The sequence below is a fragment of the Amycolatopsis sp. NPDC004169 genome, assembly GCF_040610315.1.
In the GTDB taxonomy this organism is placed as follows: domain Bacteria; phylum Actinomycetota; class Actinomycetes; order Mycobacteriales; family Pseudonocardiaceae; genus Amycolatopsis.
This window is the reverse complement of the sequence record NZ_JBEXMD010000049.1, coordinates 44,315-68,556: the sequence shown is the minus strand read 5'-3', so window position 1 is coordinate 68,556 and position 24,242 is coordinate 44,315. Positions and strand designations below refer to the sequence as shown.

Sequence of the window (24,242 nt, the reverse complement as noted above, 5' to 3'; positions counted from 1 at the left end):
GCACAGTAATGTGTTGTCGAGTTGACTGGTACTAATAGGCCGAGGACTTGCCTACAAAGATGTTACGCATCCACTCTACGGTTCTGAAACACCACGCGTGTTTCACAGTGTTTCGGTGGTTTTAGCGTCAGGGAAACGCCCGGTCCCATTCCGAACCCGGAAGCTAAGCCTGACAGCGCCGATGGTACTGCAACCGAAGGGTTGTGGGAGAGTAGGACACCGCCGAACTTACCTTCCGTACGGCCCGTTAGGATAGCCAGTTGGCTGCCCTAGCGGGCCGTACGCGTATGTCCAGAACAAGATTTTTTCCACGGCAGGAGGCCAGGTGTCCGAGTTCGGTCGACGAGACTCAAGCGATGATGGGTCCGGCCGGTCGGCACGCCGGGACGAAGGCTCCCGGGGCCGGTCGGACGGACCCCGGAAGAGCCAGGGCGGCGCGCGGCAGGACCGCGGCGGCCGCGACGGCGGTTACCAGGGGCGCCCGCGCCGTGACGACCGCGGTGTCCGCGGCGGCGGCAAGCCGTTCCGCGGCGGCGACGGTCCCCGCGACCGCGACCAGCGCGGAGGACATGCCGGTCAGGGCCGTGGTGACGACCGCCGCGGCGGTTACGGCAGCCGCGACTCCGGTGGCCGTCCGGGTGGTGGCCGCTTCTCCGACGGGCCGAACCGTTCCGGCGGCGGCCGCTTCGAGGACCGTGGGGCAGGCCGTCCGGGCGGGCGGTACGAGGACCGGGGCAACAGCCGATCCGGCACCCGCAACGACAGCCCGGGCCGCAGCTACGACGACCGGGGCGGCCGGCCGCAGGGCAAATCGTCCTACGGCGACCGCAAGCCCCGCTGGGACAGCAACCGCCGCGACGAGGAACGCGGCAACCGCACCGGCGGCTTCCGCTCGGACGACCGCGGCCGCGGCGGGTTCGACCGCGACCGCCGCGACGATTCGCGTGGTGGCGCCCGGACGGGTGGCTTCCGTTCGAACGACCGGCGCGACGACGACCGCGGCGGCGCCCGCTCGGGCGGGTTCCGCTCGAACGACCGGCGCGACGATTCGCGCGGCGGCTACCAGCGGGACGACCGTGGCGCCCGCACCGGTGGCTTCCGCTCCGACGACCGCGGCCGCGGCAGCGGCGACCGCCGCGACGACCGGGGTGGTTACCAGCGCCGCGACGACCGGGCCGGCGGTTTCCGCTCGGACGACCGGGGCCGGGCCGGCAGCGACCGCCGCGACGACTCGCGCGGCAGCTACCAGCGGCGCGACGACGACCGCGGCACTCGGCCGGGTGGTTTCCGCTCGGACGACCGCGGCCGCGGCGGCAGGGACGACTCGCGTGGTGAGCGCGGCAGCTACCAGCGCCGCGATGACGACCGCCGGGACGACTCGCGTGGTGAGCGCAGCAGCTACCAGCGCCGCGATGACGACCGCCGGGACGACTCGCGTGGTGAGCGCGGCAGCTACCAGCGCCGTGACGATGACCGTCGGGATGATTCGCGCGGCGAGCGCAGCAGCTACCAGCGTCGCGATGACGACTCGCGCTCCGACAGCCGTGACAGCCGTGACAACCGCGGCGAGCGCTCCGGCGGCTTCCGCGACTCGGGCAAGCGCTACGACCGCGACAGCCGCCCCCAGGGTGACCGCAAGGACCGTCCCCGCCGGGACCCGCGGACCAAGGTCGGCGCCGCCCTCGATGACGAGGCCCTCGCCAGGGAACTGCTCGAGGCGCCCGAACTCCCCGAGGACATCGAGTTCTCCGACCTCGACGAAGAGGTCCGCCGCGAGCTGCGGACGCTTCCGAAGGGCCTGGCCGAGACCGTCGGGAAGCACCTCGTCGCCGCCGGTGGGCTGATCGACAGCGATCCGGAGGCCGCCCTCGAGCACGCCAAGTACGCCAAGGCCAAGGCCTCGCGCGTGCCGATCGTGCGCGAAGCTCTCGGCCTGGTCGCCTACCACGCCGGCAACTGGTCCGAGGCTCTCTCCGAGCTGCGGGCCGTCCGCCGGATGACGCGCAGCGACGAGCACATCGCGATCATCGCCGACGCCGAGCGGGCCCTCGGGCGGCCCGAACGCGCCCTCGACCTGGCGAAGGAAACCGACACCGCGAAGCTGAACAAGGCCACCCAGGTCGAGCTCGCGATCGTCGCGGCCGGGGCGCGGCGGGACCTCGGGCAGCTCGATGCCGCCGTCGTCTCGCTGCAGGGTGACGACCTGAAGGCCGAGAAGCGCGACCCGTGGAGCGCCCGCCTCTTCTACGCCTACGCCGACAACCTCGAGGCCGCCGGCCGCAAGGACGAGGCCATCCGGTGGTTCCTCAACGCCGCCGAGGCCGACGCCGAGGACGAGACCGACGCCGCCGAGCGGGCCGCCGACCTGTCCAACGAAGCCACCGAAGCAGAGAAGGACACCGAAGCGACCGATGAGTGACGCTCTCCTCGCGGCCTACGACGCGGTCCTCTTCGACCTCGACGGCACCGTCTACCACGGCACCCGGGTGATCCCGGGTGCCCCGGAGACGGTGCGGGCCGCGCGGGAGCACGGCACCCCCGTCCGGTTCGTCACGAACAACGCCTCCAAGGCCCCCGACGAGGTCGTCGCGCACCTCACCGGGCTCGGCCTGCCCGCCGAGACCGCCGAGGTGCACACCAGCGCCCAGGCCGGCGTGCAGCTGCTGAAGGAACGCCTGGACGCCGATGCCGAGGTCCTCGTCGTGGGGACCGAATCACTCGCCGCCGAAGTGCGGCAGGCCGGGCTGAAGCCGGTGCGGGAGAACGCCGAGAGCGTCCAGGCCGTCGTGCAGGGGCACTCACCGGACAACACCTGGGCCGCGCTCGCCGAGGCCTGCCTGGCCATCCGGGCCGGTGCGCTCTGGGTGGCCTGCAACGTCGACGCGACGCTGCCCAGCGAACGCGGCCTGCTGCCCGGCAACGGCTCGATGGTCGCCGCGCTGCGGACCGCCACCGACGTCGAACCGCTGGTCGCCGGGAAGCCGCAGCCACTGCTGTTCGACACCGCCGCGCGGTCGGCGGGCGCGCGGAAACCCCTGGTCGTCGGCGACCGGCTCGACACCGACATCGCCGGCGCGGTCGCCGCGGGCATGGACTCCCTCGTCGTCCTTTCGGGGGTCGCGACACCGAAGCAGCTGATCGAGGCCGTCCCGGCCGAGCGCGGCACCTACCTCGCGAAGGACCTCACGGCGCTCACCGAGCGCGCCGAAGACCTCAAGATCGGGCCGCGGCCGGGCTGGACCGTGACCGTCGAACACCAGACCCTGACGGTGGAGGGTGACGGCGACCGGCTCGATCTGCTCCGGGCGCTCTGCCACACCGCCTGGGAGACCGGCGTCACCGAACTCGGCGAGCGCGCCGAAGCAGCACTGTCCTGACTGATACCGTTTGCACTGTGCAGGACCACCCTTACCCCGTCCCGGGCCCGCCGCCCGGTTCGTTCTCGGCGCAGACCGACCCGCGGGCCGGCATCGACGAAGCCGTCGCCGGGCTGGACGACCTGGACGCGCTGCCGCTCGCGGAGCACGTCGAGCGCTTCGACGCCGTGCACACCGAGCTGACGGTCGCCCTGTCCAGCATCGACAAGGTCTGATCGGCGTGCCCAAGCGGGCCCGCCTCGACGCGGAACTGGTCCGGCGCGGCCTCGCCCGGTCGCGCGAGCAGGCCTCGGCCCTGATCACCGGCGGCAAGGTCACCGTCCGCGGGATGGTCGCGTCGAAGCCCGCCACCGGCGTGGAATCCGACGCCCCCATCGTCGTCAAGGACGAAGACGACCCCGGCTGGGCCTCCCGCGGCGCGCACAAGCTCCTCGGCGCCCTGGAGGCGTTCACGGAGCTGAACGTCGAGGGCAAGCGCTGCCTCGACGCCGGCGCGTCCACCGGCGGCTTCACCGACGTGCTCCTGCGCAACGGCGCGGCCACCGTGATCGCCGCCGACGTGGGGCGTGGCCTGCTCGACTGGCGGATCCGCACGGACGAACGTGTGGTGGTCATGGATCGCACCAACGTCCGCAACCTCACCCCCGAGGACCTCGGCGGCCAAGTCGACCTGATCGTCGGGGACCTGAGCTTCATCTCCCTCAAGCTCGTGCTTCCCGCGCTCGCGGCCTGCGCGCGCGACGGCGCCGACCTGGTGCCGATGGTGAAGCCGCAGTTCGAGGTGGGCAAGGACCGCCTCGGCAGCGGTGGCGTCGTCCGCGACCCGGCACTGCGGGCCGAGTCGGTGCTCACCGTCATCGACGAAGCCGCGAAGCTCGGGCTCGCGCTGCGCGGGGTGACCGCCAGCCCGCTGCCCGGGCCGTCCGGGAACGTCGAGTACTTCGTGTGGCTCAGCAAAGCACACCTGGCCGAGTCCACTGTGGACGCGGTAAACAGGTCTGAGGCCGAGCGGCTCGTCCGGACCGCCGTCGAAGAAGGGCCCGCATGACCACCGAACGTGAAGTGCTCCTCCTGGTGCACCCCGATCGCGAAGCGACCGGCGAAGCCGCGCGCGAGGTTTCGGCGCGCTTCGCCAAGGCCGGCATCCGCATCCGGGTGACCGAGCACGACGTCTGCGCGCTGATCAACCCCGAGCAGCACGGCGTCGGCGCGACCTGCACCGTCGTCGACCAGGACGACAACCCCGCCGACGGCGTCGAGCTGGTCTTCGTCCTCGGCGGCGACGGCACGCTGCTGCGCGCGGCCGAGCTGGCCCGCCCCGCCGGGGTGCCGGTGCTCGGCGTGAACCTCGGGCGCGTCGGCTTCCTCGCCGAAGCGGACTCCGACGCGCTCGCCGACACCGTCCAGCGGGTCGTCGACGGCGACTACCAGGTCGAAGAACGGATGACCATCGACGTCACGGTCACCCACGACGGCGAAGAGGTCGCCCGCACCTGGGCGCTCAACGAGGCCAGCGTGGAGAAGAGCACCCGGGAGCGGGTGCTGGACGCGCTGATCGAGGTTGACGGCCGTCCGGTGTCCGCCTTCGGCTGCGACGGTGTGCTGTGCGCCACACCGACCGGCTCGACCGCGTACGCGTTCTCGGCGGGCGGGCCGATCATCTGGCCGGACGTCCAGGCACTGCTGGTGGTGCCGAGCAACGCGCACGCGATGTTCGCGCGGCCGCTGGTCGTCTCCCGCGACTCGGTGATCACCGTCGGGATCGACCCGGACGGCTCGTCGGCCGTGCTGACCTGCGACGGGACCCGGCCGATCGACCTGCCGCCGGGTGCGCGGGTCCGGGTGACCTGCGGCAAGACGCCGGTGCGGCTGGTCCGGCTGTGGGACGGCCCGTTCACCGACCGCCTGGTCCAGAAGTTCTCGTTGCCGGTGAAGAGCTGGCGCGAGCGCCACGCGCGTCCCTGCGAGTAACCACCGCTTAGCGCTTTATTCGAACATATTGGCGACGCGCCGGGTGCCCGCGCGCGCAGAGTGTCGGTGGGGGCCGCTACCGTAGGCGGCGTGCTGGCCGAGATGCGCATCCAGGGCCTCGGAGTCATCGAGGACGCCCTGCTGGAACTGCACGCGGGCTTCACCGTCGTGACCGGTGAGACGGGTGCGGGCAAGACCATGGTCGTCACCGGGCTGCACCTGCTGTCCGGTGGCCGCGCCGAGGTGTCCAAGGTCCGGACGGGGATGCTCAAGGCGTTCGTCGAAGGGCGGTTCACCTACTCCGGTGTCGAAGGTGCCGAGCGGATCGTCGCCGACTCGGGTGCGGACGTGGACGAGGACGGCAGCGTGATCGCGCTGCGCGCGGTCGCCGTCGACGGGCGGTCCCGCGCCCACCTCGGCGGCCGGTCCGTGCCGGTCGGCGTGCTCGCGGAGCTGTCGGAACAGCTGATCGCGGTGCACGGGCAGAACGACCAGCTGCGGCTGCTGCGCCCCGCCGAGCAGCGCGCGGTGATCGACCGGTTCGCCGGTGACGCGGTGGCGAAGCCGCTGCAGGCCTACCGGGAGATCCGGTCCGAGTGGCTGGCGGTGATCGCCGAGCTGACCGAGCGGTCGACGCGCTCGCGGGAGATGGCCCAGCAGGCCGACCTGCTCAAGCACGGCCTGACCGAGATCGACGCCGTCGCGCCGGAACCGGGCGAGGACGACGAGCTCACCGCGCAGATCAAGCGGCTCGCGGCGGTCGACGAGCTGCGCGCCGCGGCCACCGAGGCGCACGTCGCGGTGTCCGGCTCCCCGGACGGCGACCCGGACGGGCCGGGCGCGCTGGGCCTGGTCGGGGAGGCACTGCGGCGGCTCTCGACGGCCGAGGACGCCGTGCTGCGCGAGCTGGCCCCGCGGCTGGAGGAAGCGTCGGTGCTGCTCTCCGACGTCGGGGCCGAGCTGGGCACCTACGTCGAGACGCTGGACGCCGACCCGGCGCTGCTGGAGAAGGTGCTGGCCCGCCAGGCCGACCTCAAGCGGCTGACCCGCAAGTATGCGGCGGACGTGGACGGCGTGCTCGCCTGGGCCGACGACGCCCGGCGCCGGCTGGAGTCCATGGACACCTCGGAGGAGGCGCTCGCCGAGCTGGCGCTGCGGCGCGACCAGCTCGCGATCCAGCTGGCGGCGCACGCGGCCGAGGTGTCGGCCGCCCGCGAGACGGCGGCGGCCGACCTGGCCGCGGAGATCACCCGGGAGCTGTCCGGCCTGGCGATGGGCCAGGCGGCCATCGAGGTGACGGTCGAGCAGCGCCCGGCCGAACACGGCGACACGCACGCGCTGACGATCGACGGCCGCGCGGTGCACGCGGGCCCGGACGGCGTCGACGACGTCGAGCTGCTGCTGCGCGCCCACGACGGCGCACCGCCGCTGCCGGTGCACAAGGCGGCCTCGGGCGGCGAGCTGTCGCGGGTGATGCTGGCCATCGAGGTGGTCCTGGCCCACGCGGACACGGTCCAGACGCTGGTGTTCGACGAGGTCGACGCCGGTGTGGGTGGCCGCGCGGCGGTCGAGATCGGCCGCCGGCTGGCCCGGCTGGCGCGGACGCACCAGGTCCTGGTGGTGACGCACCTGCCGCAGGTGGCGGCGTTCGCGGACCAGCACCTGGTGGTGGACAAGGGCCACACCGGCGGGGTCACCCGCAGCGGCGTGAAGAACCTGAGCCAGACCGAGCGGGTGAGCGAGCTGGCCCGGATGCTGGCCGGCATGGACAACGAGACCGGCCGGGCGCACGCCGAGGAGCTGCTGGCGACGGCCGAGAAGGACAAGACGGAGTTCGAGCCGAAGAAGAAGCGCGCGGCGAAGAAGAAGTAGCGCTGGGGCACCGGAGGCGCCCCAGCGGGCGCCGCGTCAGCAGGCGTCGGGGTCTTCGACGCCCGGCGGCGGGGTGAACAGCTGCTCGAAGGTCTGGTCGACCAGCTCCAGCACGTTGCCGAACGGGTCCTCGCAGAAGCAGAACCACGATTCCGGCCCGACCTGGTGGATCTTGCTGCGCTGGCGGCCACCGAACAGCGTGATGCGCTTGGCGGTCTCTTCGACCTTTTCGACCGTGAAGCAGATGTGGAAGATGCCGGTGCGCCAGTAGTCGAAGTTCTCGACGCGGCGTTCGGCGACCGGGCCGGTGAACTCGAACAGCTCGATCCCGGTGCCGCCCGGCATGACCAGGTGCGCGATCCGGGCGCTCTGCCACCCCTCGCCGTAGATGTCCGACGCGGGGCCGCCGCCGGGCGCGTCGCTGCTGATCGCGAACGGGCCGAGCAGCAGCTTGAGCCCGAAGACGTGCTGGTACCAGGCGACCGCGCGGTCGAGGTCGGTCACGGACAGGGCGGCGTGGTTGAAGCCGGTCCGCAGCGCGGGCCGCGGCAGGCCCTCGAGCGCGGCGAGGCGCGGGGCCGGGATGTCGGGCAGGGTGGGAACGGCCGGCACCGCGCCGGTTCCGGCAACGCCGGCATCGCTGGACAGCATGGGCAAACTCCTGGGTGCGTGGAAACGTGGCACAATGCGATCGCCCCCACGGAAGATGCATTGCACAGCCGTCGGCTGTGCGACCCAGTATCCGGGCTACTCACGATTAATCTTCCTGAGAATTGTGACAGCGTTCGGATACGGACCGGAAACCCACAGTCACCACGCTGCGGCGAATGGCCCAGCCCCGCCTTTCCCCTGATGGGGGCGTGGTCTGTCACTTTCCAACCGGAATTCCCGAAGGTGCCGGGCAACGGCCGGGCGCATTTGTTAAACGAATGGTAAATGACATTCGGGAAATCGAATACCGGCCGGTGAAATGATCGAATCCCGACCGGCCGTGCGGAGGGCCGTTCGTGCGGTGCGCCAGCGCGTCGTCCGTCCCGTGCGGCAGACCGTGCGAGGCTCGCAGCTGCCCTGTCCAGCGTGTTCGCCCGCGAAGGAAGGATCCCCGATGCGCGCGGTGGTACTGCGAGAACCCGGTCCGGTCGAGAACCTCGAGCTCACCGAGCTCCCGCTGCCCGAGGTGAAACCCGGCTGGGTCCGGATCGCGGTCAAGGCGTTCGGCCTCAACCGGTCCGAACTGCACACCCGGCTCGGGCTGGCCGAAGGCGTCACCTTCCCGCGCGTGCCCGGGATCGAGGCCGTCGGGGTCGTCGACGCCGATCCGAGCGGACGGCTCGCCGAAGGGCAGCAGGTCGCCACCATGATGGGCGGCATGGGCCGCACGTTCGACGGCGGCTACGCCGAATACACGCTCGTGCCCGAGAACCAGGTCATCCCCTTCCGCTCCGAGCTGCCGTGGGAGGTCATCGGCCAGGTGCCGGAGACGCTGCAGACCGCGTACGGCTCGCTCACCACCGGCCTCGACCTCCGCGGAGGCCAGACCCTGCTCATCCGCGGCGGCACGTCCGCGCTCGGCTTCGCCACCGCGACCCTGGCGAAGGACCTCGGCGCCACCGTCTTCGCGACCACCCGGCAGCCCGGCAGGCTCGAAACCCTGCGCGAACACGGGGTCGACCACCCGCTCCTCGACGACGGCGACGTCGCGACGCAGGTCCGGAAGATCGCCCCCGACGGCGTCGACGCCGCCCTCGAACTGGTCGGGACGCCGACCCTGCCGGACACCCTGAACGCCACCCGCGTGCACGGGACCGTGTGCTTCGCCGGCATGTTGTCCAACGAATGGACGATCTCGAACTTCTATCCGATCGGCTACCTTCCCGCTGGGGTCCGGTTGACCGCTTATGGTGGTGAGGCGGACGACCTGCCTGCTTCCGTACTCCAGCGGTACCTCGACCGGATCGCGGCCGGCGAAGCCGGCCTCGGCCCGGCGAAGGTGTACTCGATGGCGGAGATCCGGCAGGCGCACGACGACCTGGAGCACAACCGGACGGCGGGCAAGCTCGTCGTGCTGACCGGCCGAGCGGAGGGAGCCGCCCCGTGATCCTGCCGCCGCCCGCCGATGTCGAAGCCCAGCTCGCCGCCGCGCGGCGGGACGACGACCTCGACCGCTACCTCGGCCTGCTCGCCGGCGAGGAGCTGTTCGTGCCGATCCGGCGGGTGGACGCCCGGAGCATCCTCGACGAGCGGGCGGAGACCTTCCCGAACGTCTACCACGAGACCGGCGGCGACGAGTTCCTGCAGGTCTTCACCCGTGGCGCGCTGCCCGACCTCGGCCCGGACGTGGTGGCCATGAGCGGCGCGCTCGACTGGGCGGTCGACGGCGTCGGGCGGCACGAGCGGGTGGTGTTCAACCGCGGCACCCGCGGCGAGTGGCGGCTGGCGGGGGCGACGCTGCAGCCGTGGCTCGACGCGCACGCCGACGAGGTCACCCCGCTGGACGAGCAGGTCGAGCGGCTGATCACCGCCCCGTACGGGCACCTCGAAGGCCCGATCGCGCACGCGCTGGCCTGCGGGGCGCACCTGGCCGTGCTCAACGCGGCGCCGTGGAACATCCTCGACGGCCGCTACCACGACTACGTCGCCGAGGTGCGCACCCTGCGGGACTGGTGGGGCGTGCCCGACCCGCCCGGCTGGCGCACGACCATGACCGGCCTGATCGGCGACGGCTACGCGCTGACGCCCGGCAACCTCGTCCTCATGCTGCGGCTGCGCTTCGCCGCCGAGTACGGGCTGCCGGGCGCCGAGTTCGACCCGCTGACCTGGGCGCAGCTGGTCGACCGGTGGTGCACGGAGAACGACGCCGAAGACCAGGCGGGCGAGCTGCGGGAGACCGTCCGCCGGGTGTCCCGGTACGAGCGGCGGCTGCGCGCCGACGGACTGGTCGACGCGGACGGCTGCGTGACGACGGCGCTTTCGTGGGACGTCGGCCGCGCGATCGCCATCGCCCGCGGCGGGCTGGCGGCCGGGTACTGCGACGCGCTGAGCGCCGAGCTGATGGTGCTCGAAGCCGGATCCCTGGCCCGTCGCTACCACCAGTCATGGGCCGACCTGTCGGCGGGGTACGTCATGGGCCGGGTGCTGCACGCCGGCGAGGACGAGTTCGGCGAGTGGTACCCGGCGGCCGTGCGGGTCCACCACCAGCTCCTTCAAGACCCGGCGAGCCCCTGGCTGAACCTCGATTTCGGCTCCCTGTCGGAGGAGTCCGAGGCCTGACCCGTGCGGGGGAGGTCACCACAACGAGTCACCTCGGCTACGGCGTGGCGAGCATCGTCCCATGAGCAAATTTGTCACCATCGGCCACATGAAGCTCACGGGCCTGCTCACGCGGAATCAGGAACCCCTGCCGGGGATCACCGGGGTCGCCCGGGTCGACCGCCGCACCCGGGAGCTGCTGCGCCGGATCAGTCCCGGCGACATCGTCGTGCTCGACCAGCTGGACCTCGACCGTGCGACGGCCGACGCCCTGGTCGAGGCGGAGGTCGCGGGCGTGGTCAACGCGTCGCCGTCGATCTCCGGCCGGTTCCCCAACATGGGCCCGGAGATCCTCGTCGCGGCCGGCATCCCGCTCGTCGACTCGGTCGGCGGCGACCTGCTGCGCTCGATCAAGGACGGCACGAAGCTGCGGCTGCTCGACGGCGTCGTCTACATCGGCGAGCGGCAGGTCGCTTCGGGCATCGCGCAGACCGCCGAGAGCGTCGCCGACCAGATGATCGAGGCCAAGGCCGGGATGTCGACCCAGCTGGAAGCGTTTTCGGCCAACACCATCGAGTTCCTGCGCCGTGAGCGCACCCTGATCCTCGACGGTGTCGGCGTCCCCGAGCTCAAGGTGGCGCTGCGGGACCGGCACGTGCTGGTCGTCGCGGGCGGCAACGGGCACGCCGAGGACCTCAAGAAGCTCAAGAAGTACATCGCCGAGCACCGGCCGGTGCTCATCGGGGTCGACGCGGGCGCCGACACCCTGCGGGTGCAGGGCTACCAGCCGGACGTCGTCGTCGGCGACCCCACCGGCATCGGCACCGCGACCCTGCGCGGCGGCGCCGAGGTCGTCGTGCCCGCCCAGCCCGACGGGCACGCCCCCGGCGTCGAGCGGATCCAGGACCTCGGCATCGGCGCGGTGACGTTCCCGGCGTCGGGCAACGCCGAGGACCTCGCGCTGCTGCTGGCCGACGCGCACGGCGCCAGCCTGGTCGTCACCGTCGGCTTCCAGGCCACCCTGCGCGAGTTCCTCGACCACGGCCGGTCCGGCTCGAACCCGTCGACGTTCCTGACCCGGCTGAAGCTCGGCACCAAGCTCGTGGACGGCAAGGCGGTGGCGACGCTGCACCGCAACCGGGTGTCGATCGGGGCGGTGGTCCTGCTCGTGCTCGCCGCGGTCGTGGTGGTCGCCGCGGCCCTGCTGGTGTCGGACGTCGGCTCGGTCTACCTGGACTGGCTCAAGCACACCTGGAATTCGTTCTTCGCCTGGGTCAAGGGATTGTTCACGTGATTTCGCTGCGCTACCACGTCGTTTCCATCGCCGCCTGCTTCCTCGCGCTGGCCGTCGGTGTCGTGCTCGGCTCGACCGCGCTCAACGGCACGCTGCTGTCCGGGCTGGCGGGGGAGAAGAAGGACCTCGGCAGCCAGGTCGCCGACCTCGAGGCGCAGCGCAACGCGCTCAACGCCCGGCTGGCCGACGCCGACGCCTTCGCCGGCTCGATGGGCCCGAAGGTCGTCGCCGGTGCGCTGGACAAGCGGTCGGTGGTGCTGGTGACCACCGAGGACGCCCGCCCGGCCGACCGGGACGCGCTCAAGCAGCTGATCGGCCAGTCCGGCGCGTCGGTGACCGGCGAGGTCCAGCTGACCTCGGCGTTCGCCGACCCGGAGAAGGCCGACCAGCTCCGCGACGTCGTCACGCGGCTGCAGCCGGCCGGGTCGAAGTTCCCGACCGCGGGCGATTCGGGCACGCTGGCGGGCGCGCTCCTCGGCTCGGTGCTGCTGCTGGACAAGACCACGGCCAAGCCGCAGTCCTCGCCCGAGGAACTGGCGGCGGCGCTGAGCGGGCTCGGCGACGGCGGGTTCGTCAAGGCGGGCCAGGACGTCAAGCCCGCCCAGCTGGCCGTCGTGCTGACGGGCGCGCAGGCGACCGGCGACGGCGCGGGCGACCGCGCGGCCACGATCGCCCGGTTCGCGACCCAGCTCGACCGCAGCGGCGCGGGCACGGTCCTGGCGGGCGACGCCGGTTCCGCGGACGGCACCGGCGCGCTGGGCGTGGTCCGGGCCGACACGTCGGCGACGTCGATCCTGTCCACAGTGGACAACGCGGACACCTCGGCGGGCCGGGTGAGCGCGGTGCTGGCCCTGAAGGAACAGCTCGACGGCGGCGCGGGCCGCTACGGCGTGGCGGGCAATGCCCAGGCCCCGGCCCCGGGCGTCACCGCACCGGCCGGCAACTGATCCCGGCCGGCGCGGTTCAGCTGACCGGCTCGAACAGGTGGGAGGCGTTCTCCCGGGTGAGGGAGCCCAGGTCTCCGGCGCCACCGGGGTTGTAGGTGACGTTGGACCCGCCGTAGTTGCTGTTGAAGTAGACCTTCACGACGTAGCGCGTGGTGTTGTTCTTCGCCGATCGGGCGTTGTTCTTGATGCACTGCCCGTAGCCGGCGAGACCCGGGGTCTTGAACTCGTAGCAGTCCGGCTGAGTCCTGCCGTAGTTCGGGATCGACCCGCTGAAGTCCGAGACGGATCCGGTTTCGCCGGGGCCGTAGTACAGGCAGAACTCGCCCGTTTCGCAGACGCCGTTGCGGGCCGTCGCCGCGTTCGCCGCCGGTGCGGCCGTGGCGAGCGAGGCGACGGCTGCGCCGACGGCGAGCAAAGCCCGGACAAGGTGCTTCTTCACGGTGACCTCCCGAATCGGTTGTGCCCTGCCGTGACCACACGCTCCGGCCGGCATCCCGGTTGAGGGCCGCCGATGCTGGTCACCCGATCGGAGGAGGGCTACCGCAGCGGCGGGTCGAGTGGGAAGCAGGACACCCGCGCCGGCCACGTGTCGCCGCCGGTGGGCAGCGGCATCTGCTTGAGCGCCGCCGCCGCGTCGGTGTCGTGGGCCTCGTTGGCCGCCGCGTGGAAGATGTCCGCCGCGATCGACTGGTCGAACACGCCGATCTGCTGGTGCGGCCATGCCGGTGCGCCGTGCAGCGCCGCCGGGATCAGCTGGTCGACCACCTTCCGCAGCGTCACTCCGTTCGGCGCCCGGTACTTCCAGACGTCGACGCCCAGGTTCTTCCCCACTTCCGCCAGCCGGCCCCACGCCGTCAGGTTGAAGTTGACGTAGTGCCACGACATCGTGCGCGACAGCTCCAGCGGCTGGCTGCCGTCGGCGGCGAACTGGACTCCGAAGCGCTTCTGCTCGGCGTCGAGCACGATCTTGCGAGCGGCGTCGTGGTGACCCAGGTACGCCGAGATCACCGCGTTCTGCATGTCGAGGAACGTGCCGTGGTTGTTGGTGGCGGCCAGTTCCAGCTTCGCCTGCGGGCTGGTCTGCATCCAGCCCAGGTACTGCGTGAGCCACGCCTTGATCCCGGAGCGGTCCTTGCCCGTCCAGCCCGGCGCGCCGCCGTCGAGGAGCGCGAACGCGTCCATCAGCTGGCTGAACGACTGCGTCGAGTCGATGATCCCGGTGCCGCTGACCGTGTTCCGGCACGGCACGATCTGCGAGTACGTCATGTTCGGGTTCATCTTCGTGGCCGGGTCGAGGAACCACGTCCGGATGTCCAGCGCCGCCCGCTTCGCGTACTTCGCGTCGCCGGTGTAGTACCAGGCGAGCGAGAGGTAGTACATCGCGTCCCAGGCCCACATCCGGTAGGTGTGGTCGGTGATCGCGTCGGCCTCCGGGTTGCGCTGGCCGTCCTTGCTGACGTACGGGCAGCCCTGCGGGTTCTCCGGCGTCTTCGGCTGACTGGCCCACCAGTATGGAGCTTGGCTCGTGTAGTCGTGCTTGTCGCCGCTCGGCGGCGCGGACGGCTTGTCCATGACCGACCACGGCCCGGCCGTGAGCGCGGTGTCCGCCTTGGCCAGCACGACCTTCAGCGCGTCACGCTGGGCGGCGGTGGCGTGCCCGCCGCGGATCGCCTGCCGGATGTTCGCGAGCTTGGCGCCGTCGGTGACCACGGTGTGCGGTGGTGACGCGGCCACCGCCGTCCCGCTCACCGGGACCACCACGCTCACCGACAACGCCAGTGCGCAAAGAACCCTTCGCACGTCGACCGCCTTCCGGGGACGGCAAAATCCCCACGTCGTCACCGGGCGGCGGTACGGCTGCAGGGATTCTGACCGGGCGGAGCGGCGGGTGTCAATCGGGCCAGACGCGCCTCTTGGCCCGTGGCCGCGCGTAGGAACCCGCGCGGCTCGTCTTCAACCCCAGCGCCACCAGGGATTCCGCGAGCCGGATCCCGGCCGCGACGCCGTCGATGACGGGAATGTCCAGCATCGTCGCGATCTTCCGGTCCAGGCCGGTCATCCCGGCGCAGCCGAGCACCAGCACCTCGGCCCCGGCGTCCCGCGCGCGGCGGCCGGCGGTGAGCAACGCCGATTCCGTGCGGCGTTCGTCGGTCAGCTCCAGCACGCCGAGGCCGGCGCCGGTCACCGTGACGCAGTTCTGCGCCACCCCGGCGGCGTGCAGGCTGTCCTCGATCAGCCCGCACGTCCGGTCCAAAGTGGTCACCACGCCGTAGCGCCGGCCGAGCAGGCAGGCCAGGTGCGCGGCCGCCTCGGTGATGTCGACGACCGGGACGTCCAGCAGTTCGCGGGCGCCCTCGCGGCCGTGCTCGCCGAACCCGGCGAGCACGACGGCGTCGAACGGTTCGTCCAGGCCCCGCAACAGGTCCAGGACGGCCGCCGCGGAGAGGAAGCTGTCCAGCCAGCCCTCGGCCGACTCCGGCCCCCAGCGCGGGGTCCTGGCGAGGATCTCGGTGCCGGGGCTCGCGGCCGCGCGGGCCCCGGCTTCGATCTCCTTCGTCATCGCTTCGGTGGTGTTGCAGTTGGTGACGACGATCCTCATCGGTGTTTCCTCGACACCGCGAAGTACAGGGCCGCCGAGGACGCCGTGCCGATGAACCACGAGTACGGCGCGGCCGGGGCGAAGAACGGCACCAGCGCGATGACGGCGGACAGCGCCGCGGTCGGGAAGAACGTCACCAGCGCGCGCGGGTTCACCCGCGGGTAGCTCCCGCCGTCGACGAACAGCTGGGCGACGTCGACCTTGCCCCGCCGGATCAGGTAGTAGTCGACGATCATGATCCCGAACAGCGGGCCGAGGAACGCGCCGAGCCCGCCGAGGAAGTAGTTGACCACCGCCGGCGAGGAGTACAGCTTCCACGGCAGCACGCACAGCGCGGCGACCGCGCTGATCATCCCGCCGATGGTGAAGGTGATCCGCTTCGGCCAGATGTTGGCCAGGTCGTAGGCGGGGGAGACGAAGTTCGCGACGATGTTGACGCCCATGGTGGCGACGGCGAACGTCAGCGCGCCGACGATCAGCACCGGCGTGTTGTGCACCTTGGCCAGCAGCTCGGCCGGGTCGGTGATGGCCTCGCCGAAGACCTGCATGCTGCCCGCGGTGACGATCACCGACAGCAGCGCGAACGCCGTCGAGTTGATCGGCAGGCCCCAGAAGTTGCCGCGTTTCACCGTCTTCTGGTCCGGGGCGAACCGGGAGAAGTCGCAGAAGTTGAGCATGAGCGTGCCGTAGGTGGCCAGGATGAGCCCGGCCGCGCCGAACCACTGCCGGATCTGCTCCCCGGTGGACAGCTGCTTCGGGCTGCTGGTGAAGGAGATGTTCCAGTGGCCGGCGGCGAGGATCCAGACGGCGAGGGCGATCATCACGACCCAGATCGCCGGGCCGCACCAGTCCTGGAACTTGCGCACCGACTCCATGCCGCGGGTCAGGATCAGCGCCTGGACCGCCCACAGCGCGACGAAGCAGATCCAGCCGAGCGCGTGCAGGCCGAGGAACCCGTGTTCGGTCAGCGGTTTCAGGCCGGGGTCGATGGCGAGCACGAGCAGCGTGATGGCGACGCTCGCGAGGTAGGTCTGGATGCCGTACCAGAAGATCGCGATGATCGCCCGGATCAAGGCGGGCAGGTTGGCGCCGAACGTGCCGAAGCTGATCCGCGCGACGACCGGGAACGGGACGCCGGTGCGCTGGCCGATCCGGCCCATCAGGTTCATGCCGATGTAGATGATGATGAAGCCGAACAGCAGCGCGGTGAACACCTGCCAGGCCGAGAGCCCGAGCACGAACAGGCCGGCGGCGAAGGTGTAGTTGCCGAGGTTGTGCACGTCGGACATCCACAGCGCGAAGATGTCGTAGACCTTCCACCGGCGTTCCTCGGCCGGGGCGAGGTCCTCGTTCCAGAGGCGGGGATCGGGCGGCGGAGTCGTCTCTTGAGAGGATGCGGTGAGCGGGGCGGCGGTCATGCGGGCCCTCCGATCGACGTGGCAGCACGGCGATTTGGGATACCAAACTTTGGAATCCCAAATATCGCCCCGTGGTCGGGCGGAGTCAACCCTCCGGCCGATAAACTCGTGTTACGGCCGGTTACGGCGGTGTTGAAGGAGGGGCGCGGTGAACGAGCGGCAACCCCTCGCGGCCACCCGGCAGCGGGTTCGCGAGGAGCTGCGCGAGCGGATCCTGACCGGACGGCTCCGCCCGGGCGACCGGCTGGTCGAGCGCGAGCTGGCCGAGGACCTCGGCGTCTCCCGGGTGCCGGTCCGCGAGGCCATCCGCAGCCTGGAGGCCGAGGGGTTCCTCGTCGTCCAGTCGCCACGGCGGGTGGTCGTCCGGCAGCTCGCCCGGGTCGACGTCGAGGAGCTGTTCGACGTCCGCGAGGCGCTGGAAGGCCTGGCCGCCGGGCTGGCGGCGTCCCGCGCGAGCGCGGCGGAGCTCAAACGGCTGGAGCGTGCCCTCGCCGACGCCGCCCGCGCGACGGCCCGCGGCGACGCCGCCCGGATCACCGTGCTCAACTCGCGCTTCCACGACGAGATCGTCGCCATCGCGGGCAACGCCCTGCTGACCACGATGCTGCAGCCCCTCGAGGGCCGGCTGCGCTGGCTCACGAGCCAGAACGAACACTGGGCCGAGCTGCTGGACGAGCACCGGCGGCTCTACGAAGCGATCGCGTCGGGGGATGCGGAGCGGGCCAAGGCGTCCGCGGTGGAACACGTGCGGGTGAACCGTGAGGTGACACTGCGTTCCCTTTTCGATGCAGAACCCGGTGAGCGACCCGCGGGCTGAGTGCCGTCCCCTTTGCCGGGGAATGCGCACCCGCGCCCGGTTTTTCAGCCATTCGCACCAGCGGCGACCCGACTTCGGTCGGTGTCACGCCGCCGAACGGCTGCTTACGGTCTTCGTTCACCGGTCTCGCCGACCGGGATCCCCGCCGTCCGGGAGGTTCACCGTGCGTAGTGCACCAGTACTGGCCGCCGCCTTCACCCTCGCCCTGACCGTCACCGGCGTCGCCGAGGCGGCACCCGCCGCCCACGGCCACGCCCAGCGCGTCTGCTCGGTCGCGCCGGCCGGGTTCGCGGCCTGCAACGCCTGGCTCAACACCGATGACGTCACCGCCTTCGCCGCGGCCGCCACGCCGTCCGGGCTCGGCCCGGCCGACCTGCTCTCGGCGTACAACCTCGGTTCACTCGCGGGCAGCGCGGGCGCCGGACGCACGATCGCCATCGTGGACGCCTACGACGCCCCGACCGCCTTCGCCGACGTCAACGTCTACCGCGCCCAGTACGGCATCCCCGCGCTCGCGTCCTGCACGCCGTCGTCGATCAACGCGAGCACCACCGCCTGCTTCGCCAAGGCGGACCAGAGCGGCGGGACCGGCTACCCGCGCAAGGACGGCGGCTGGGCCCAGGAGATCTCCCTCGACCTCGACATGGCGTCGGCGATCTGCCCGAAGTGCAACATCCTGCTGGTCGAGGGCACCTCGTCGAGCTTCGCCAACCTCGGCACCGCGGTGAACACCGCGGTCCGGCTCGGTGCCGAAGTCGTCAGCAACAGCTACGGCGGCGGCGAGTTCTCCGGCGAGGCGAGCTCCGAAGGGCAGTACTTCAACCACCCGGGCGTCGCGATCACGGTCAGCTCCGGCGACTCCGGCTACGGCGTCGAGTTCCCGGCAGCGTCCCGGTACGTCACCGCGGTCGGCGGCACCAGCCTGAAGAAGGCGTCGAACGCTCGTGGCTGGAGCGAGACGGCGTGGAGCGGCGCGGGCAGCGGCTGCTCCGCCTACATCACCAAGCCGGCGTGGCAGACCGACAGCGGCTGCGGCAAGCGGACGGTGGCCGACGTGAGCGCCGTCGCCGACCCGGCCACCGGCGTCGCCGTCTACGACAGCACGGCCTACCAAGGCCGCTCCGGCTGGCTGGTGTTCGGCGGCACCAGCGTGGCGGCGCCGGTCGTCGGCGGCGTCTACGCACTGGGTGGTGTCAGTGGTGTCACGGGGGCGAACACTGTGTACTCGCACACATCGTCGCTCAACGATGTGAGCGGCGGCAGCAACGGCTCGTGCGGCGGTGGCTACCTCTGCACCGCCGTGACCGGGTACGACGGCCCGACCGGCCTCGGTACTCCGAACGGGGCCGCCGCCTTCTGATTTTCGTTACCAGGGGCCACCACCCGGGCGCGGCGCCGCCCGGGTGGTGGCCCCTCACGCTGAGCATTAACATGATCACCGTAGTCGTGCATTCCCAGCGGGAGTGGCATATCCGACACGCCAGAGAAGCCCCGCCAACAGGCGCCTCCCAGCGGCTTCATGGGAAATTCACAGAATGGGTGGCAAGTCTGACAACGTGAACCACGCCGACGACGGTGCCGGAACGGCGGCACGATGACGACTGCCCAGGCCACGCTCGAGGCCCCCGCCCGCGGTACGAGACCGGGCGGCAAAGCGCCCTACCTCCACCAGATCGACCTCTTCCGGTTGGTCACCTTCGCCTGCGTCATCCTCATCCACGTGGTGGGCGCGACGAACTTCGCGCAGGACGTCGGCGCCAACGCCGTCGAGACGCCGCTGCACTTCACCCGCGAGGCCTTCTTCGCGCTCACCGGGTTCGTGCTCGTGTTCCAGAACCGCCGCCGCGAGTTCACCGCGGGCGACTTCTGGCGGCGGCGGCTCCCGCTGGTCGCGACGCCCTACCTCGCGTGGTCGATGTTCTTCTGGGCGTACTCGCTGGTCACCGGGCAGCAGCAGCCGGGCTCGCTCGAGGCGTCGATGCGCCTGCTGCTCAAGGACCTCGTCACCGGCGGCGCCTGGTACCACCTGTACTTCCTGCTCGTGACGATGCAGGTCTACCTGCTGTTCCCGGTGCTGATGAAGCTGCTGCGGGCGACCGAGGGCAAGCACGGGTGGCTGCTGCTCGGCAGCGGGCTGGTGCAGGTCGGCGTGACGCTGTTCATGACCTACCAGCCGCTCGGCGTGAGCTACGAGACGATCACCCACCTGTACGGCACGATCCTGCCGTACCAGTTCTACACGCTGTTCGGCGCCGTGGTGGCCATGCACTTCGAGACCGTGCACGCCTGGGCGGGACGGCACCGGCTGCTCCTCGCCTGCCTGTTCGTCGTCGTGCTCGCCGGCACCGAGTGGTTCTACTTCCGGACGGTCCACAGTGGAACGTTCCCGCAGGTGGCCAGCGACCCGTTCCAGCCGTACCTGATCCCGTGGTTCCTCACCGTGATCGTGGCGATCTACGCGTTCGCCACCCGGTGGGCGGCCCGCCGCCGGGAAGGCAGCCGCGGGGCCCGGGTGGTCTCGTGGGCGGCGAACCGGTCTTTCAGCATCTTCCTGGTGCACCCGCTCGCGCTGGCGCTGCTCGGGCCGGCGATCCCGCACGTCGCGGAGCGGTTCGGCGCGCCGTGGCTGAGCATCATCATCTACGTGGCGACGATCGTGCTCACCGTCCTGATCGTGGAGGTGCTGCGGCGGCTGCCCGGCAGCCGGGCGCTCACCGGACGGCCCCGGCTGACGCCGGCGAAGGCCGCGGCTTGACTCACCCGGGCGGGTGGCGGGAGTCATATCCGGAGCTTGGGGCGAGTCACAGCGCGCGGATCCGCAGGAGTGGGATATGCTGGCGGCCCGTGGGACTTCAGTCACGGGCAACCAAGTACGTCTTTGTCACCGGAGGCGTCGCCTCCTCTCTGGGTAAGGGACTCACGGCTTCCAGCCTCGGTCAGCTCCTTACCGCGCGCGGGCTTCGCGTCACGATGCAGAAGCTCGACCCCTATCTCAACGTCGACCCCGGGACGATGAACCCGTTCCAGCACGGTGAGGTGTTCGTCACCGACGACGGCGCCGAGACCGACCTCGACATCGGCCACTACGAGCGGTTCCTCGACCGCGATCTCGACGGCAAGGCCAACGTCACCACCGGCCAGGTCTACTCCGAGGTGATCGCCAAGGAGCGCCGCGGCGAGTACCTCGGCGACACCGTGCAGGTCATCCCGCACATCACCGACGAGATCAAGGCCCGGATCACCGCGGCCGCCGGGCCGGACGAGACCGGCCAGTCGCCGGACGTCGTCATCACCGAGGTCGGCGGCACGGTCGGCGACATCGAGTCCCTGCCGTTCCTGGAGGCCTGCCGCCAGGTCCGCCACGACGTCGGCCGCGACCACTGCTTCTTCCTGCACGTCTCGCTGGTGCCGTACCTGGCGCCGTCGGGCGAGCTGAAGACGAAGCCGACCCAGCACTCGGTCGCCGCGCTGCGCAACATCGGTATCCAGCCGGACGCGCTGGTCTGCCGGGCCGACCGGGAGATCCCGGAGGACCTCAAGCGCAAGATCGGCCTGATGTGCGACGTGGACACCGAGGCCGTCATCGCCTGCCCGGACGCGCGGTCCATCTACGACATCCCGAAGGTGCTGCACGGCGAGGCGCTCGACGCCTACGTCGTCCGCCGCCTCGGGCTGCCGTTCCGCGACGTCGACTGGACGGTGTGGGGCGACCTGCTCGACCGCGTGCACAACCCGAGCGAGGTCGTGCGGATCGCCGTCGTCGGCAAGTACATCGACCTGCCGGACGCCTACCTCTCGGTCACCGAGGCCCTGCGTGCGGGCGGGTTCGCCCACCGCGCCAAGGTCGAGATCGTCTGGGTGGCCTCCGACGACGCGCAGACCGCGTCCGGCGCTGCGTCCGTGCTGTCCGATGTGGACGGTGTGCTGATCCCGGGCGGGTTCGGCATCCGCGGCATCGAGGGCAAGGTCGGCGCGATCGAGTACGCCCGCACCCGCGGCGTCCCGCTGCTCGGCCTGTGCCTCGGCCTGCAGTGCATGGTCATCGAGGCGGCCCGGCACCTGGCCGGCATCACCGACGCCGGCTCGTCGGAGTTCGACGAGAACACCAAGCACCCGGTGATCTCGACCATGGCCGACCAGCGCGACGTCGTCGCGGGCGAGCGGGATATGGGCGGCACCATGCGCCTGGGCGCATACCCGGCGAAGCTCAAGCCGGGCTCGCAGGTCGCGAAGGCCTACGGCAGCACCGAGGTGTCCGAGCGGCACCGGCACCGCTACGAGGTCAACAACGCCTACCGCAAGCAGCTCTCGGACGCGGGCCTCGTGTTCTCGGGCACCTCGCCCGACGACCGCCTGGTCGAGTTCGTCGAGCTGCCCGCCGACAAGCACCCGTTCTTCGTCGGCACGCAGGCGCACCCCGAACTCAAGAGCCGCCCGACCCGGCCGCACCCGCTGTTCAGCGCGTTCGTCAAGGCCGTCGTGGACCGCAAGGTCGCCGAGCGGCTGCCGGTCGAGCTGCCCGAGGCCCCGGTGGCGGCCCGGTGACCGCGCCGGGCGAGCACGAGTTCAGCGTCGCGTCCAGCCGCGACGTCCACATCGGACGCGTCGTCGGCCTGCGCATCGACGACGTCGTGATGCCGGACGGCAACACCGCGGTCCGCGAGGTGATCGAGCACCTCGGCGCGGTGGCGATCGTCGCGCTGGACGACGAGCAGCAGGTCACGCTCATCCACCAGTACCGGCACCCGATCGGGCACCGGCTCTGGGAGCTGCCCGCCGGCCTGATCGACCACCTCGGCGAGGACCCGGTCGGGACGGCCAAGCGCGAGCTGGTCGAGGAGGCCGGCCTGGCCGCGGCGGACTGGGTGACCCTGGTCGACGTCGCGGCGTCGCCCGGGTTCACCGACGAGGTCGTCCGGGTCTTCCTGGCCCGCGGGCTGTCCGATGTGGACCGGAACGTGCTCGGCGAGGAGGAGGCGGACCTGGTCATCCGCAAGTTCCCGCTCGCCGAGGCGGTCCGGATGGCCCTGGCCGGCGAGCTGGTCAACGGCGCCACGGTGTCCGGTGTGCTGGCCGCGCACGCGGTCCTCACCGGCGCGGCGCCGGCCCGGCCGGCGGACGCGCCGTGGGAGGACCGCCCGACCGCGTTCGCCAAGCGCAAGGAAGCCTGAGCTGTCCCGCTGCGCCCCGCTCAGGGGCGCAGCGGGCGGCCTTCGGCGTCCGTCCCGCCGTTGACCAGCAGCACGATGCCGTCGATGATCGGCCAGAAGATGCCGACGCCGGTGCAGAAGGTGGCGAAGAGCTGGGCGATGCCCAGGCCGGTCTGGCCGGTGTAGAACCGGCCGACGCCGAAGGGCAGCACGATCTGCAGCACCCCGGCCACCGTCTTCGACCGGTGCGAGTACACCACGGGCGGCGGCCCGTAGGGCATCGGAAAGGGCATCGAGGGCGGCGCGTACACGTGCTGCGCCGGCATCGGCATCGGGCCCGGCGGCGGCCCGAAGAAGCCGGGGTGCGGGTGGGGGAGGTCGCGGAACAGCGGCCGCAGCTCGCCCAGCGTGGTCGCCGCGTAGGCGTCGGTCACCCGTGACTCGTACTCGTCCGGGGTGATGCGGCCCATGCCGAAGTGGTCGGCGAGCAGCCTCGCCGCCTCTTCCCGCTCGGCCGTGCCGATGCGGAGCTCCTCCGACCCCATGGGATCCACGGTAGCCGAACGGGGTTTCTGCCGGGTCACGAGCGCCCGGCGGCCTAAGGTGACGGCGTGGCAGCCCCGGGCAGCACGGACGGCGTGATCGCCGCGTACCTCGACCACCTGGTCGTCGAACGCGGGACCGCGCGCAACACCCTGGACAGCTACGCCCGCGACCTGCGCCGGTACGCCGCACACCTGGACGGCCTCGGCGTGGCGAAGATCGCCGACGTCACGTCCGCGCACGTCACCGCCTTCGGCGCCGCCCTGCGCGAGGGCGACGACGAGCACAAGCCGCTCGCCGCGTCTTCGGCCGCCCGCGCCCTGGTCGCCGTGCGGGGCCTGCACAAGTTCGCGCACGCCGAGGGCCTCACCGAGCACAACCCGGCCCGCGAGGTCCGGCCGCCGACACCGGCGAAGCGGCTGCCCAAGGCACTGCCGGTCGGCGACGTGCTGCGCCTGCTGGAGACGCCGCCGCCGGACGGCGAGCGCCCGCTGCGCGACCGGGCGCTGCTGGAGCTGCTCTACTCGACCGGGGCCCGGATCTCCGAGGCGGTCGGCCTCGACGTCGACGACGTCGACGACGGCGAGCGCACGGTGCTGCTCGACGGCAAGGGCGGCAAGCAGCGGCTGGTGCCGATCGGCCGTCCCGCGCTCGCCGCGCTGCACGCCTACACCGTCCGCGCCCGCCCGGCGCTCGCCGCGCACGGCCGCGGCACGGCGGCGCTGTTCCTCAACGCCCGCGGCAGCCGGCTGTCGCGGCAGAGCGCGTGGCAGGTCCTCAAGGACACCGCCGAGCGCGCGGGCATCAAGGCCGCGGTGTCGCCGCACACGCTCCGCCACTCCTTCGCCACGCACCTGCTCGAAGGCGGCGCCGACGTCCGCGTCGTCCAGGAACTCCTCGGCCACGCGTCGGTGACGACGACCCAGGTGTACACGCTGGTCACGGTCAACACCCTGCGCGAGGTGTACGCCACGGCGCACCCGCGGGCTTTGGGCTAGACGGCCC

At 71.6% G+C, this 24,242-nt stretch carries 22 protein-coding genes and 1 rRNA gene; 17 read left to right on the top strand and 6 right to left on the bottom strand.

The annotated features are described in order from the left end of the window. The first annotated feature begins 111 nt into the window (after positions 1-111). The 7 genes from rrf to recN all read left to right on the top strand — a co-directional run bounded on the left by rrf (position 112) and on the right by recN (position 7,220). Positions 112-228 (top strand): 5S ribosomal RNA (gene rrf, locus ABZX11_RS41340). A gap of 97 nt (positions 229-325) precedes the next feature. Beyond that, a complete protein-coding gene (locus ABZX11_RS41335) occupies positions 326-2,419 on the top strand; it encodes a hypothetical protein (RefSeq protein WP_354923863.1) in 2,094 nt (697 codons plus the stop codon). After that, the gene (locus tag ABZX11_RS41330; RefSeq protein ID WP_354923861.1) at positions 2,412-3,377 is read left to right on the top strand and encodes an HAD-IIA family hydrolase; all 966 of its coding nucleotides are present in this window, start codon (positions 2,412-2,414) and stop codon (positions 3,375-3,377) included. Before ABZX11_RS41335 ends, ABZX11_RS41330 begins: the two co-directional genes overlap by 8 nt. A gap of 17 nt (positions 3,378-3,394) precedes the next feature. Continuing rightward, entirely contained in the window at positions 3,395-3,592 is a 198-nt protein-coding gene (locus ABZX11_RS41325; protein WP_176177793.1) for a hypothetical protein, read from the top strand. Between the two features lie 5 nt (positions 3,593-3,597). Beyond that, positions 3,598-4,425 (top strand): TlyA family RNA methyltransferase, encoded by an 828-nt coding sequence (locus tag ABZX11_RS41320; protein ID WP_217709592.1) that lies wholly within the window; start codon positions 3,598-3,600, stop codon positions 4,423-4,425. Next, entirely contained in the window at positions 4,422-5,348 is a 927-nt protein-coding gene (locus ABZX11_RS41315; RefSeq protein WP_176171288.1) for an NAD kinase, read from the top strand. The genes ABZX11_RS41320 and ABZX11_RS41315 overlap by 4 nt, the downstream gene beginning before the upstream one ends. A gap of 90 nt (positions 5,349-5,438) precedes the next feature. Further along, entirely contained in the window at positions 5,439-7,220 is a 1,782-nt protein-coding gene (recN, locus tag ABZX11_RS41310; RefSeq protein WP_176171287.1) for a DNA repair protein RecN, read from the top strand. A gap of 36 nt (positions 7,221-7,256) precedes the next feature. On the opposite strand, the gene ABZX11_RS41305 is transcribed toward recN, so the two are convergent. Next, positions 7,257-7,871 (bottom strand): VOC family protein, encoded by a 615-nt coding sequence (locus ABZX11_RS41305; protein ID WP_176171286.1) that lies wholly within the window; start codon positions 7,869-7,871, stop codon positions 7,257-7,259. 454 nt (positions 7,872-8,325) lie between these two features. On the opposite strand from ABZX11_RS41305, the gene ABZX11_RS41300 reads away from it, so the two are divergent. From ABZX11_RS41300 to ABZX11_RS41285, 4 genes are all read left to right on the top strand, one after another. After that, positions 8,326-9,318 carry a zinc-binding alcohol dehydrogenase family protein gene (locus ABZX11_RS41300; RefSeq protein WP_354923858.1) on the top strand — a complete coding sequence of 331 codons (993 nt, stop codon included), beginning with the start codon at positions 8,326-8,328 and terminating at the stop codon, positions 9,316-9,318. Next, positions 9,315-10,490, top strand: a complete 1,176-nt coding sequence (locus tag ABZX11_RS41295) for a DUF1266 domain-containing protein (RefSeq protein WP_176171284.1) — start codon at positions 9,315-9,317, stop codon at positions 10,488-10,490. Before ABZX11_RS41300 ends, ABZX11_RS41295 begins: the two co-directional genes overlap by 4 nt. An 88-nt stretch (positions 10,491-10,578) precedes the next feature. Beyond that, a complete protein-coding gene (gene steA / locus ABZX11_RS41290; protein ID WP_176177791.1) occupies positions 10,579-11,763 on the top strand; it encodes a putative cytokinetic ring protein SteA in 1,185 nt (394 codons plus the stop codon). Next, entirely contained in the window at positions 11,760-12,710 is a 951-nt protein-coding gene (locus tag ABZX11_RS41285; RefSeq protein WP_176171283.1) for a copper transporter, read from the top strand. Before steA ends, ABZX11_RS41285 begins: the two co-directional genes overlap by 4 nt. A gap of 16 nt (positions 12,711-12,726) precedes the next feature. Here ABZX11_RS41285 and ABZX11_RS41280 read toward each other — a convergent pair whose 3' ends face one another. The 4 genes from ABZX11_RS41280 to ABZX11_RS41265 all read right to left on the bottom strand — a co-directional run bounded on the left by ABZX11_RS41280 (position 12,727) and on the right by ABZX11_RS41265 (position 16,727). Then, positions 12,727-13,149, bottom strand: coding sequence for a peptidase inhibitor family I36 protein (locus ABZX11_RS41280; protein WP_254896840.1), 423 nt, complete (start codon positions 13,147-13,149; stop codon positions 12,727-12,729). 98 nt (positions 13,150-13,247) lie between these two features. Next, positions 13,248-14,510 (bottom strand): alginate lyase family protein, encoded by a 1,263-nt coding sequence (locus tag ABZX11_RS41275; RefSeq protein ID WP_354923856.1) that lies wholly within the window; start codon positions 14,508-14,510, stop codon positions 13,248-13,250. A gap of 91 nt (positions 14,511-14,601) precedes the next feature. Then, positions 14,602-15,309 carry an aspartate/glutamate racemase family protein gene (locus ABZX11_RS41270; RefSeq protein WP_354923854.1) on the bottom strand — a complete coding sequence of 236 codons (708 nt, stop codon included), beginning with the start codon at positions 15,307-15,309 and terminating at the stop codon, positions 14,602-14,604. Beyond that, the gene (locus ABZX11_RS41265; RefSeq protein ID WP_176171279.1) at positions 15,306-16,727 is read right to left on the bottom strand and encodes an NCS1 family nucleobase:cation symporter-1; all 1,422 of its coding nucleotides are present in this window, start codon (positions 16,725-16,727) and stop codon (positions 15,306-15,308) included. The genes ABZX11_RS41270 and ABZX11_RS41265 overlap by 4 nt, the downstream gene beginning before the upstream one ends. A 148-nt stretch (positions 16,728-16,875) precedes the next feature. Between ABZX11_RS41265 and ABZX11_RS41260 the strand changes: the two genes are divergently transcribed. The 5 genes from ABZX11_RS41260 (at position 16,876) to ABZX11_RS41240 (ending at position 22,715) form a co-directional block, all read left to right on the top strand. Beyond that, a complete protein-coding gene (locus ABZX11_RS41260) occupies positions 16,876-17,544 on the top strand; it encodes a GntR family transcriptional regulator (RefSeq protein ID WP_354923852.1) in 669 nt (222 codons plus the stop codon). A gap of 163 nt (positions 17,545-17,707) precedes the next feature. Then, on the top strand, positions 17,708-18,904 hold the full coding sequence (locus tag ABZX11_RS41255) for a peptidase S8 (protein ID WP_354923850.1): 1,197 nt from the start codon (positions 17,708-17,710) through the stop codon (positions 18,902-18,904). A gap of 234 nt (positions 18,905-19,138) precedes the next feature. After that, a complete protein-coding gene (locus ABZX11_RS41250; RefSeq protein WP_354923848.1) occupies positions 19,139-20,299 on the top strand; it encodes an acyltransferase in 1,161 nt (386 codons plus the stop codon). A gap of 89 nt (positions 20,300-20,388) precedes the next feature. Next, positions 20,389-22,089: a CTP synthase gene (locus ABZX11_RS41245; protein WP_354923846.1), complete on the top strand. Its 1,701-nt coding sequence runs from the start codon at positions 20,389-20,391 to the stop codon at positions 22,087-22,089. Next, positions 22,086-22,715 carry an NUDIX hydrolase gene (locus tag ABZX11_RS41240; protein WP_354923844.1) on the top strand — a complete coding sequence of 210 codons (630 nt, stop codon included), beginning with the start codon at positions 22,086-22,088 and terminating at the stop codon, positions 22,713-22,715. Before ABZX11_RS41245 ends, ABZX11_RS41240 begins: the two co-directional genes overlap by 4 nt. A gap of 20 nt (positions 22,716-22,735) precedes the next feature. Here ABZX11_RS41240 and ABZX11_RS41235 read toward each other — a convergent pair whose 3' ends face one another. Continuing rightward, complete coding sequence (locus ABZX11_RS41235; RefSeq protein WP_176171274.1) at positions 22,736-23,239, bottom strand: DUF1707 domain-containing protein; 504 nt, start codon at positions 23,237-23,239, stop codon at positions 22,736-22,738. Between the two features lie 93 nt (positions 23,240-23,332). On the opposite strand from ABZX11_RS41235, the gene xerD reads away from it, so the two are divergent. Next, positions 23,333-24,235 carry a site-specific tyrosine recombinase XerD gene (gene xerD / locus ABZX11_RS41230; protein ID WP_354923866.1) on the top strand — a complete coding sequence of 301 codons (903 nt, stop codon included), beginning with the start codon at positions 23,333-23,335 and terminating at the stop codon, positions 24,233-24,235. Positions 24,236-24,242 lie beyond the last annotated feature (7 nt).